Origin of the sequence: Amycolatopsis ponsaeliensis (assembly GCF_030182635.1) — a bacterium.
GTDB classification, from domain to species: Bacteria; Actinomycetota; Actinomycetes; order Mycobacteriales; family Pseudonocardiaceae; genus Amycolatopsis; species Amycolatopsis ponsaeliensis.
In genome coordinates, this window is the sequence record NZ_JAPZLD010000025.1 from 22,078 (window position 1) to 33,787 (window position 11,710).

Here is an 11,710-nt window from a genome sequence, read left to right on the forward strand (position 1 = left end):
AAGCGTATCTTTGAAACCCCGGTTGAGACTTTCAGACGGCCGCCGGGAGGCGAAGCGGACGCCGCAGGCGGTTGAACAGCTTGGCGTTGTTCAACGCGAACACCCCGACCGTCGAGCCGTCGCGCTGCCACACCGCCACGAACGACGTGGACGACGGATCGCCGTCCACGAACGAAAGCGTGTCGTCCGGGCGCGGGTGCCCGGCCAGCTGCAGCGTCCCCGCGTACTGGTCCGACCAGACGTACCCGCTGGGCGTGTACGTCCGCGACGTCTGCCCCGCCAGGAGGTTCGCCACCGCCACGGGGGCCTGCTCGGACGCGTTCGTCCAGTGCTCGTGCCGCCGCCCGACGCCGGCCGAGTGGTAGTGCGCGACGTCGCCCACCGCCACCACCTGCGGCAGCTCCGTCACCAGGCCCGCGTCCGTGTGGACGCCGTTGCCGACCGTCAACCCCGAGCCGGCCAGCCAGTCCGTCACCGGGGTCATGCCGACACCCGTGACGACCACGTCGGCCGGCACGAGCTCACCGTCGGCCAGGCGGACGCCGGCCGCGTCCATGCCGGCCACCGACACCCCGCAGCGCAGGTCCGTGCCGTGGTCGGCGTGCAGCCGGGCGCACACCGCCGCCAGCTCGGCGCCCAGCACCGGCGCCAACGGCGCGGCCAAAGCCTCCAAGACGGTCACGTCGAGGCCGAGAGAACGGCACGTCGAGGCCACCTCGGCCCCGATGAACCCGGCCCCGACGATCGCCACGCGGACCCCGGGCACCAGCGCCGAACGCAGAGCGAGAGCGTCGTCGAGCGTCCGCAGCGTGTGGGCGGCTTCGAAGCCCGGCAAGGTGCGGGCGCGGCCGCCGGTGGCGATGACGACGCCGTCCGCGTGCACGGAACCGCCGTCCGAAAGGAGCACCCGGCGGTTCCCCGGTTCCAGGGCCGTGGCCCGCACGCCGAGCCGGAAGTCCAGCGCCAGCGACGCCAGGTCGCCGGCGTCGAGCAGCTCCAGCGACGCCGGCGAGGCCGTCCCGGCGAGGAACGCCTTGGACAGCGGCGGCCGGTCGTAGGGCAGGTGCTGCTCTTCGCCGATCAGCACGATGCCGCCGTCGTAGCCCTGCGCACGCAGCTCCTGCGCGGCGCGGACCCCGGCGAGCGACGCGCCGACGACCGCGATCCGCTTCACGCGGCGTCCTCGCGAGCCACACCCTGGACGTAGATGACGCCCTCGTCGACGAGCACCGAGTACGTGCGCACCGGCTCCTTCGCCGGGAGGCAGCTCGGCATGCCGGTGCGCAGGTCGAACAGCGCCGCGTGCAGCGGGCACTCGACGAAGCAGCCCTCGAGCCAGCCGTCGGCCAGGGAGGCGTCCTGGTGGGTGCACGTGTCGTCGATGGCGTACAGCTCCCCGTCCTCGGTGTTGAACACCGCGATGGCGGGCGACCCCGGGATCCGGACGGACTCACCCGGGGGCAGCTCGTCGACGGTGCACGCGCGAATCATGAGTCCTCCGAGACTGTTGCGCATAAGGGAACATCGACTGTGATCCGCAACAAAGTCTGAGTCCCACATCGGACGTCGTCAAGGGGGTACGCCCCGGTAGTTTTGTTACCCGCTAACGGATAATCCGGGCATGCCGAAGGCCCGTACCGGGGATGGCGGTACGGGCGCTACGACGTCCGGGCTAGCTCTCCCCGTGCCGGTAGAACGGCGTCTTGATCGGGGCGAGCGGGGTGTTGCCGAGGATGAGGTCGGCCGCCTTCTCGGCGGTCATCATCACCGGCGCGTAGATGTTGCCGTTGGGGATGTAGGGCATGACCGACGCGTCGACGACGCGCAGGCCCTCGGTGCCGTGCACCCGCATGGTCTGCGGGTCGATCACGGATCCCTCGTCCACGCCCATCTTGGCCGTGCACGAAGGGTGCAGCGCCGTCTCGGCGTCCTTGGCGACCCAGTCGAGGATCTCCTCGTCGGTCTCGACGGACGGTCCCGGCGAGATCTCCCCGCCGTTGTACCGGCCCATCGCGGACTGGTTGAGGATCTTCCGCGCCACCCGCACGGCCTCGATCCACTCCTTGCGGTCGTTCTCCGTCGACAGGTAGTTGAACTTGATCGCCGGGTGCTGCCGCGGATCGGTCGAGGTGAGCTTCACCGAGCCGCGGGTGTCGGCGTACATCGGGCCGACGTGCACCTGGTAGCCGTGGCCTTCCGTGGGCGCCGACCCGTCGTAGCGGATCGCCACCGGCAGGAAGTGGAACATCAGGTTCGGGTACTTCACCTCGTCGTTGGACCGGACGAACCCGCCGCCCTCGAAGTGGTTGGTCGCGGCCGGGCCGTTCCGCAGGAACAGCCACTGCGCGCCGATGTAGGGCCGCTTCCACTTCGCCAGCGACGGCTGCATCGACACGGGTTCCTTGCAGGCGTACTGGATGTACACCTCCAGGTGATCTTGGAGGTTCTCGCCGACGCCCGGCAGGTCCTTGACGACGTCGATGCCGAGCTTCTCCAGGTCCGCCGCGTTGCCGACGCCGGAGAGCTGCAGCAGCTGCGGGCTGTTGATCGCTCCGCCGCAGAGGATGATCTCCTTGCCGTACACCTCACCCGGCACGCCCCGGCCTTCGGCGTACTCGACGCCGATCGCGCGGGTGCCGTCGAAGAGGATCTGCGACACGAACGCGTGCGTCTTCACCGTGAGGTTGGGCCGGTTCTCCACCGGGTGCAGGTACGCGCCCGCGGCCGAGAGCCGCCGTCCTTTTCGGACGTTGCGGTCGAAGGCCGCGAAGCCCTCCTGCCGGTAGCCGTTGACGTCGTCGGTGCGCGGGTAACCCGCTTCCTCGGCGGCGTCGAAGAAGGCCTGGAACAAGGGATTCGAAGCCGGGCCGCGTTCCAGTTCGAGCGGTCCGTCGTGGCCGCGCCACTGCCCGTCCGGCGCATCGGCGAGGCAGTTCTCCATGCGCTGGAAGTACGGCAGGCAATGCGCGTAATCCCATGTGGACATCCCGGGGTCGCCGGCCCAGCGCTCGTAGTCCAGCGGGTTGCCGCGCTGGAAGATCATCCCGTTGATGCTGGACGACCCGCCGAGCACCTTGCCGCGCGCGTGGTAGATGCGGCGGCGGTTCATGTGCGGCTCGGGCTCGCTGCGGTAGCCCCAGTCGTAGAACTTCGACCCGATCGGGAAGGTCAGCGCGGCCGGCATGTGGATGAAGACGTCCCACTTGTAGTCGGACCGCCCCGCTTCCAGCACCAGGACCTTGTTGTTCGGGTCCGCGGAAAGCCGGTTCGCCAGCGCGCAGCCCGCCGAGCCACCGCCGACGATGACGAAGTCGTAGGTATCGGAACTCATGCGTCCTCCTCAGCCGGGCAGTGAATCCGGGGCGTTGTCCGGCATGTGCTCGGGGCTCGTGTGCGACGAACCCCAGGTGCCGCGCCGGATGTAGAGCATGATCGCACCGATGATCACGATCAGCCCGGTGACGATCACCGCGCCCCACTGGAAGTACCAGTGGTCGTCGCCGTAGACCTCGGCGCGGGGCCAGATCAGGTTGACCGTCATCGCGGCGCCGTAGAGCACCGCGACCAGGTTCACCAGCGTGCCCCAGCGGCCGAGCTTGAAGTACGGCCCGTGGTCCGGGCGCGGCCAGCCGCCCCGCAGCCGCCGGATCAGCATCGGCGCGGTGACCATCAGGTAGGGGATGTAGAACAGGATGATCGCGGTCGAGGTCAGGATGAAGAACGCCCGCTGGTTGCCGAGGTTGATCAGCAGCACCACGATGGTGAGGCCGCCGGTGAGCAGCGCGGGCACGACCGGCGTCTTCGAGCGCGGCGACACCTTGGCCATCGCCTTGCTGAACGGCAGCCGGCCGTCGCGGGCCATCGCCCACGTCATCCGGATCGCCGCGGTCTGCACGGCCAGGCAGCACACCGTGATCGCGATCGCCGAGCAGATCAGGAAGGCGTCGCCGAGGCCCTCGCCGAGGGTGCTCTTCAGCAGGTACGGCATGCCGGACGTGCTCAGCTCCTTGGCGTTGAGGTCGCCGACGGCCATCATGCCGACGAGCATCATCAGCCCGCCGACGATGAACGCGGCGGTGATCGCCCGCAGGATCGCGCGGGGTGCGTGCCGCCGCGGCTGCGTCGTCTCCTCGGCCAGCGAACCGGCGGTGTCGAAGCCGTAGAAGACGTAGGCGCTCATGAGGGACGCCACCAGGAAGGCCCCGAGGTACCCGAACGTGTGACCTTCACCGGTGCCGTGGGTGTCGAAGACGATGCCCGGGCCGCGCTTGATGTGGATGGCGAGCGCGATCACGAGCAGCACGCTCGCGCCGAGCTCCACCGCGACGCCGAAGTTGTTGATCTTCGCCATCAGCTTGACGCCGATGAGGTTCACGACCGTGGCGAACACGACCAGGATGAGCGCCAGGATGATGGCGTTCTGCGCGCCCCCCGGCGTGGACGTCAGGCCGGCGTCGTCATCGCTGCCGACGATCTGGAACGCGGTCGACACCTGCGGCAGGATGATCTGGTAGGCCACCGCGACGGCCGCGGCCGTGACGATCGCGCCGATGATCATGATCCAGCCGGCCAGCCAGGACGTCGCGGGTTTCGCGATCTGTTTCGCCCACTGGTACACCGAGCCGGCGAGCGGGAACTGCCCGGCGAGCTCGGCGAAGCAGAGGGCGACGGCGGCCTGGCCGATGAAGACCAGCGGCCACGTCCAGATGAACGCCGGCCCGCCCGAACCGAAGCCGAAGAAGAAGAGCTGGAACACGCCGGTCAGGATCGAGATGTAGCTGAACCCGGCGGCGAAGCTGGAGAAGGAGCCCAGGGAGCGTTCGAGTTCCTGGCGGTAGCCGAACTTCTCGAGCTCGGAACTGTCGTCCGGGGCAGGCCCCCCGCCCGCCGGCTTTTCTTGCGTGGTCATGGCAACGTCCTCACGTGGTGGGTGGGGGAGGTGTTTCAGCCTTTGAACCAGTGCTGCGGAACGGGATCGATGTTCTGGTAGACGTGCTTGCTCTCCTGGTACTCCGCCAGCCCGGACGGTCCGAGCTCGCGGCCGATGCCGGATCGGCCGAACCCGCCCCACTCCGCCTGCGGCAGGTAGGGGTGGTAGTCGTTGATCCACACGGTGCCGTGGCGCAGGGCCCCGGCGACTCGCTGGGCGCGGGACGCGTCCGACGTCCACACGGCCCCGGCGAGTCCGTACTCGGTGTCGTTGGCCAGCGCGATCGCGTCGACCTCTTCGGTGAAGCGTTCCACGGTGACGACCGGGCCGAAGACCTCTTCCCGAACGATCGCCATGTCCCTGGTGCAGCCCGAGAACACGGTCGGGCGGAGGAAGAAACCGCTTTCGTACCGCGCGCCTTCGGGGCGCGAGCCACCCGCTCGGAGCGTCGCGCCTTCTTCGATCGCTGTTTTGATGTACCCCTCGACCTTGGCGCGGTGCTGCGCCGAGACGAGCGGGCCCGTCTCGGTGCCGGGATCGAGGCCGTCGCCGACCCGGATCCGGTCGGCGCGCGCGGCGAGGTCCGCCACGAACCGGTCATGGATCCCATCCTGGATGATCAAGCGCGCGCCCGCTGAGCAGACCTGTCCCGAATGGACGAACGCGGCCATCAGCGCGTAGTCGAGGGCGGTGTCGTAATCGGCGTCCGCGAAGACCACGTTCGGGTTCTTGCCGCCGAGTTCCAGGGCGACCCGCCGGACGCCCTTCGCGGCGGCCGTCATGATCTTCTCGCCGGTCGCGTAGCCGCCGGTGAAGGAGACCAGGTCCACGGCCGGGTGCTCGACCATGGCCGCGCCGACGTGCCCCGGTCCCAGCAGGAGGTTGACGACGCCCGGTGGGGTGCCGGCCTCCTCGAGCAGGGCGACCAGCTTGATCGTGGTCAGCGGCGTGACCTCGCTGGGCTTGAGCACGACGGTGTTGCCCGCGGCCAGGGCGGGCGCGACCTTCCAGGACATCTGGAGCAGCGGGTAGTTCCACGGCGCGATGAGCGCGCAGACGCCGACCGGCTCGTGCACGATCCGGCTGACGACGGTCGCGCTGCCCGCGTCGACCAGGCGTCCGGCGTCCTTGCCGGCGAGGTCGGCGTAGTAGCGGAAGACGTTCGTCACGTCGTCGATGTCGATACGGCCTTCACCCAGCGTCTTGCCGGTGTCGAGGCTCTCGGTGCGGGCGAGTTCTTCGCGGTCGCGGACCAGCAGGTCGGCGGTGCGCCGGAGCAGTTCGCCGCGCTCGGTGGCGGTGGTCCGGCGCCACGGACCCTCGTCGAAGGCCTTCCTCGCCGCTCTGACCGCGGCGTCCACTTCCTCGCGCCCGGCTTCGGCGACCTGCTCGATCACCTGGCCGGTGGCGGGGTTCAGCACATCGGAGTGGCTTTCGGCGTCCGACCAGACGCCGTCGACGTAGAGGTCCTTCATGCGGCCCTTCCCGGATCGGTAGTGGCTGCTGGGGGCGTTGAGTGCGTACATTTGTACGCGAAGCGTGTACAGATGTCCACAAGGGGGCTTCGATGACGAAGACCGAACCCGGCGCGAGCAGGCGCCGCGGCCCGAACGACCCCGAGCGGCGCGCGCGGATCGCCAAGGCGGCGGTCGAGGTCGTCGCCCAGCGGGGGATCGACGGGGTCACGCACCGCTCGGTCGCGGCCGCGGCGGGGGTGCCGCTGGGCTCGACGACCTACCACTTCGCGACGCTGGACGACCTGCTGGAGGTGGCCCTGCACGAGGCCGCCGAGAAGAACGTCCACGAGCTGAAGGAGTGGGAGTCGGCGCTCCCGCCGGACGCCGACTTCGCGGCGGCGCTGGCGGAGCTGGTCATGGGGTACATCAACGAGCAGTACCGGGACACGGTGGTCGAGTACGACCTGTACGTCGCGGCCCTGCACCGCCCCCGGCTGCGGGCGGCGAGCGCGGCGTGGGACCAGGCGCTCATCGCGTTCTTCGGCTCCCGCACCGACCCCCTCACCGGCCGCCTGCTGGCCGGCCTGTTCTGCGGCCTCCTGATGCAGGCGGCCCTGGCCGACCCCCGCCCGACCCGCGACGAGATCGAAACCCTCTTCCGCCGAGCCATCCACGGCCCCGCCAACCCGTAACTCGCGTGATCGAGCACGGAACTCGCGTGATTGGGGCCGGAACTCGCGAGTTACGGCCCCAATCACGCGAGTGCGGGTTCTGATCACGCGAGTCACGGGTCCGGTCACACCGTGTGGGTGAAACGTGCCGGAAATCTTTGGCGGGCATTGAAAAACTTGGGTTGACATCGCCTTGGGGTGGCAGTCACTCTGTTCCGGAGTGAGCAACAAGACGCGTTCTGCGCAACTCCCGTACTGATCCGCGGAGAGGACCCCGACGGTGACCACTACCGATCTCCCGCCGAGCCTGCTCGCCACGCTGCCCGGCACCTACTACACCGATCCGGCGATCTTCGCGCTGGAGCAGTCGAAGATCTTCGAAGCCGACTGGTTCTGCGCCGTGCGCAGCGCGGACCTCGCCGGTCCCGGGGCGTTCGAGACCGTCCAGGTCGGCAAGGAGAGCGTCTTGGTCTCGCGGGGGCGGGACGGGAAGCTCACCGCGTTCCTCAACGTCTGCCGCCACCGCGGCGCGCGCCTCTGCACCGAGGACTCCGGCACCGTGAAGCGCGCGTTCCAGTGCCCGTACCACGCCTGGACGTACGGCCTCGACGGCAAGCTGATCGCCGCGCCGAACCTCACCGGCATGCCGGACGTCGACCGCACGGCGTTCGGCCTCACCAAGGTGCACCTGCGCGAATGGCTCGGCTACGCGTGGGTCTGCCTGGCCGACGAGCCGCCGCCGTTCGACGGCACCGTCGTCGCCGCGGTGACCGAACGGCTCGGCGGCGAGAGCGCGATCGAGGCCTACGGCGTCGACGGCCTGGCTCTCGGCAAGCGCATCGAGTACGACGTGAAGGCCAACTGGAAACAGATCATCGAGAACTTCATGGAGTGCTACCACTGCGCGACGATCCACCCGGAGCTCACCGAGGTCCTCCCGGAGTTCGCCGACGGGTACGCCGCGCAGTACTACGTCGGCCACGGCGCGGAGTTCGGCGGCGACGTCCAGGGCTTCACCATCGACGGCAGCGAGGGCGTCGACCGCCTCCCCGGCGTGACCGAGGACCAGGACCGCAAGTACTACGCCGTCACCATCCGCCCGCAGGTGTTCGTCAACCTGGTGCCGGACCACGTGATCCTGCACCGGATGTTCCCGCTCGCCCCGGACCGGACGCTGGTCCGCTGCGACTGGCTCTACCTGCCCGGCGTCGTCGAATCGGGCAAGGACCTGACGCGCTCGATCGAGCTGTTCCACCGCGTCAACCAGCAGGACTTCGAGGCGTGCGAACGCTGCCAGCTCGCCATGGACTCGCGCTCCTACGCCAACGGTGGCGTGCTCGTGCCCAGCGAGCACCACATCGGCGAGTTCCACGACTGGGTCCGCACCCGGCTGGGTCTCTAGATCAACGCCCGGATGGCGGCCTCGAACCCGGCGACGTGCTCGAGCGTCAACGCGGCGGCCTTCTCGGCGTCGCCCTCGATGATCGCGGTGAGGAGCGGGACGTGCTCGTCGACGTGGCCGGCCATCCCGGACAGCCGGGGCACGAACACGCACCAGATCCGGGTCGCGAGGTTGTCGTACCGGATCAGCGTGTCCTCGAGGAACGGGTTGTGCACGCACCGGTAGATCGCCCGGTGCAGGGCGAGGTCGGTGCGCAGCAGTTCGGCGTTGTCCCCGGTGGGGACCCCGGCGTCGAGCTGCGCGCGCAGCTCGGTGAGCGTCGCCCGGTCGGCCTCGGTCGCGCGCTCGGCGGCGGCCGCCGTGGCCATCGGCTCCAGCGTCCGCCGCACCTCGGAGATGTGGGCGAGGTCGGAGATGTGGACGTCGGTGGCGAACGTCCCGCGCCGCGGGTAGGCGACGACCAGCCGTTCGGACTCCAGCCGTTTCAGCGCTTCGCGGATCGGCGTTCGGCCCATGCCGAGGGTGGTGCCGAGCTCGTCCTCGTTGATGGGCGAGCCCGGCGGGATGTCGAGCATGACGAGCCGGTCGCGGACGAAGCGGTACGCCTGTTCCGCGAGCGACGGGGGATTGACCTGGGGATGCACGCCGCCTAGCCTACATCGACGATTGATATATCAGAAGTCGACTAGCCCTTCCGGGGCTTCGCCCCAGACCCCAGCAGGGGCAAGCCCCTGACCCCGATCAGAGAAGGTGCTCGATGACCGCGACGATCGACCAGCACGTGCTCAACCAGTCCCTGGCCGAGTACGACCCGGCGGTGGCCGAGGCGATCGGCGCCGAGCTGCACCGGCAGCAGTCGACGCTGGAGATGATCGCTTCCGAGAACTTCGCCCCGCTGAGCGTGCTGCAGGCGCAGGGCTCGGTGCTCACCAACAAGTACGCCGAGGGCTACCCCGGCCGTCGCTACTACGGCGGCTGCGAGCACGTCGACGTCCTCGAACAGCTCGCCATCGACCGCGTCAAGGCGCTGTTCGGCGCGGGGTTCGCCAACGTCCAGCCGCACTCGGGCGCCCAGGCCAACGCGGCCGCGATGGCCGCGCTCCTCAAGCCCGGCGACAAGATTCTCGGCCTGTCGCTGGCCCACGGCGGCCACCTGACGCACGGCATGCGGATCAACTTCTCCGGCCTGCTCTACGACGTCGCCGCGTACGAGGTGTCCGAAAAGGACTTCCGGGTCGACATGGCCGAGGTCGAACGCCTCGCGAAGGAGCACCGGCCGAAGCTGATCATCGCCGGCTGGTCGGCCTACCCGCGGCAGCTCGACTTCGCCCGCTTCCGCGAGATCGCCGACGAGGTCGGCGCGTACCTCATGGTCGACATGGCCCACTTCGCCGGCCTGGTCGCCGCCGGGCTGCACCCGTCCCCGGTGCCGCACGCGCACGTCACGACGACCACCACGCACAAGACCCTCGGCGGCCCGCGCGGTGGTGTGATCCTGACGAACGACGCGGCCCTGGCCAAGAAGGTCAACTCCGCGGTGTTCCCCGGCCAGCAGGGCGGCCCGCTCGAACACGTCATCGCGGCCAAAGCCGTCGCGTTCAAGATGGCGTCCGAACCCGAGTTCGTCGAACGCCAGCAGCGGACCCTGCGCGGCGCGAAGCTCCTGGCCGAACGGCTCTTGGGCGAGAAGGACATCTCCGTGCTGACCGGCGGCACCGACGTCCACCTCGTGCTCGTCGACCTGCGCGACTCCGAACTGGACGGCAAGCAGGCCGAGGACCGGCTCCACGAGGTCGGCATCACGGTGAACCGCAACGCCGTCCCGTTCGACCCGCGGCCGCCGATGGTCACCTCGGGCCTGCGGATCGGCACCCCGGCCCTGGCCACCCGCGGCTTCGGCGACGCCGAGTTCCGGGAAGCCGCCGACGTCATCGCCGAGGCTTTGAAACCCGGCTTCGACGTCGAGAAGCTGCGCGCCCGCGTCACCGCGCTCGCCGAAGCGTTCCCGCTCTACCCGGGGGAGGCCCGATGACCGACCTGCCGGAGCACCCGGACTTCCTCTGGGACAACCCGGACCCGAAGCCGGCTTACGACGTGATCGTTGTGGGCGGCGGCGGGCACGGGCTCGCCACCGCGTACTACCTGGCCAAGGTGCACGGCATCACCAACGTCGCCGTGCTGGAGAAGGGCTGGCTCGCGGGCGGCAACATGGCCCGCAACACCACGATCATCCGCTCCAACTACCTCTGGGACGAGAGCTCCGGCATCTACGAGCACTCCCTCAAGCTGTGGGAAGGCCTCGAAGAGGACCTCGGCTACCCGATCCTGTTCAGCCAGCGCGGGGTGCTGAACCTCGCGCACACGCTGCAGGACGTCCGCGACAGTGTCCGCCGCGTCGAGGCCAACAAGCTCAACGGCATCGACGCCGAGTGGGTGGACGCGGCCGGCGTCAAGGAGATCTGCCCGATCGTCAACACCTCCCCGGACGTCCGCTACCCGGTGCTCGGCGCGACCTTCCAGCCGCGCGCGGGCATCGCGAAGCACGACTACGTAGCCTGGGGCTTCGCCCGCGCCGCACACGAAATGGGCGTCGACCTCATCCAGAACTGCGAGGTCACCGGCATCTCCACGGTGAACGGCCGGGTCACCGCGGTCGAGACGAGCCGGGGCCGGATCGCCGCGGGCAAGGTCGCGCTGTGCGCCGCCGGGCACTCGTCGGTACTCGCGAAGATGGTGGGCCTCGACCTGCCGCTGGTGTCACATCCCTTGCAGGCCTTGGTGTCCGAGCTGCTGGAGCCGATCCACCCGACGGTCGTCATGTCGAACGCCGTGCACGTCTACGTTTCCCAGGCGCACAAGGGCGAGCTCGTGATGGGCGCCGGCATCGACAGCTACAACGGCTACGGCCAGCGCGGCTCGTTCCACGTCATCGAGGAGCAGATGGCCGCCGCGCTGGAGCTGTTCCCGGTGTTCGCGCGGGCGCACCTGCTGCGGACGTGGGCGGGCATCGTCGACGTCAGCCCGGACGCGTCGCCGATCGTCGGGCTCACCCCGGTGGAGAACCTGTTCCTCAACTGCGGCTGGGGCACCGGCGGCTTCAAGGCGACGCCGGGTGTCGGTGACGTCTTCGCGGCGACCATCGCGCGCGGGAAGCCCCATGAGTACGCCGAACCGTTCACTTTGGACCGGTTCACCACCGGTGCCCTCGTCGACGAGCACGGCGCCGCCGCCGTGGCCCACTAGGAGCTTC

General features: G+C 69.5%; 10 protein-coding genes. 4 read left to right on the top strand and 6 right to left on the bottom strand.

Annotated features, from left to right (window positions below; all coding sequences use genetic code 11):
- Positions 1 to 31: 31 nt before the first annotated feature.
- From QQ657_RS32185 to QQ657_RS32205, 5 genes are all read right to left on the bottom strand, one after another.
- On the bottom strand, positions 32 to 1,174 hold the full coding sequence (locus tag QQ657_RS32185) for an NAD(P)/FAD-dependent oxidoreductase (RefSeq protein WP_284746037.1): 1,143 nt from the start codon (positions 1,172 to 1,174) through the stop codon (positions 32 to 34).
- Positions 1,171 to 1,491: a bifunctional 3-phenylpropionate/cinnamic acid dioxygenase ferredoxin subunit gene (locus tag QQ657_RS32190; RefSeq protein ID WP_284746038.1), complete on the bottom strand. Its 321-nt coding sequence runs from the start codon at positions 1,489 to 1,491 to the stop codon at positions 1,171 to 1,173. The genes QQ657_RS32185 and QQ657_RS32190 overlap by 4 nt, the downstream gene beginning before the upstream one ends.
- Before the next feature lie 181 nt (positions 1,492 to 1,672).
- Entirely contained in the window at positions 1,673 to 3,331 is a 1,659-nt protein-coding gene (gene betA / locus QQ657_RS32195) for a choline dehydrogenase (RefSeq protein WP_284746039.1), read from the bottom strand.
- 9 nt (positions 3,332 to 3,340) lie between these two features.
- On the bottom strand, positions 3,341 to 4,909 hold the full coding sequence (locus tag QQ657_RS32200) for an amino acid permease (protein WP_284746040.1): 1,569 nt from the start codon (positions 4,907 to 4,909) through the stop codon (positions 3,341 to 3,343).
- A 35-nt stretch (positions 4,910 to 4,944) separates the two neighbouring features.
- Positions 4,945 to 6,405: an aldehyde dehydrogenase family protein gene (locus tag QQ657_RS32205; RefSeq protein ID WP_284746041.1), complete on the bottom strand. Its 1,461-nt coding sequence runs from the start codon at positions 6,403 to 6,405 to the stop codon at positions 4,945 to 4,947.
- A gap of 92 nt (positions 6,406 to 6,497) precedes the next feature.
- Between QQ657_RS32205 and QQ657_RS32210 the strand changes: the two genes are divergently transcribed.
- Both QQ657_RS32210 and QQ657_RS32215 read left to right on the top strand, forming a co-directional pair.
- Positions 6,498 to 7,079: a TetR/AcrR family transcriptional regulator gene (locus QQ657_RS32210; protein ID WP_284746042.1), complete on the top strand. Its 582-nt coding sequence runs from the start codon at positions 6,498 to 6,500 to the stop codon at positions 7,077 to 7,079.
- A 259-nt stretch (positions 7,080 to 7,338) separates the two neighbouring features.
- Entirely contained in the window at positions 7,339 to 8,460 is a 1,122-nt protein-coding gene (locus QQ657_RS32215) for an aromatic ring-hydroxylating oxygenase subunit alpha (RefSeq protein ID WP_284746043.1), read from the top strand.
- Here the strand turns inward: QQ657_RS32215 and QQ657_RS32220 are convergent.
- A complete protein-coding gene (locus tag QQ657_RS32220) occupies positions 8,457 to 9,104 on the bottom strand; it encodes a GntR family transcriptional regulator (RefSeq protein WP_284746044.1) in 648 nt (215 codons plus the stop codon). The genes QQ657_RS32215 and QQ657_RS32220 overlap by 4 nt on opposite strands.
- Positions 9,105 to 9,217: 113 nt before the next feature.
- Between QQ657_RS32220 and glyA the strand changes: the two genes are divergently transcribed.
- A complete protein-coding gene (gene glyA / locus QQ657_RS32225; protein ID WP_284746045.1) occupies positions 9,218 to 10,492 on the top strand; it encodes a serine hydroxymethyltransferase in 1,275 nt (424 codons plus the stop codon).
- Positions 10,489 to 11,703, top strand: a complete 1,215-nt coding sequence (locus tag QQ657_RS32230) for a sarcosine oxidase subunit beta family protein (RefSeq protein ID WP_284746046.1) — start codon at positions 10,489 to 10,491, stop codon at positions 11,701 to 11,703. Before glyA ends, QQ657_RS32230 begins: the two co-directional genes overlap by 4 nt.
- Positions 11,704 to 11,710 lie beyond the last annotated feature (7 nt).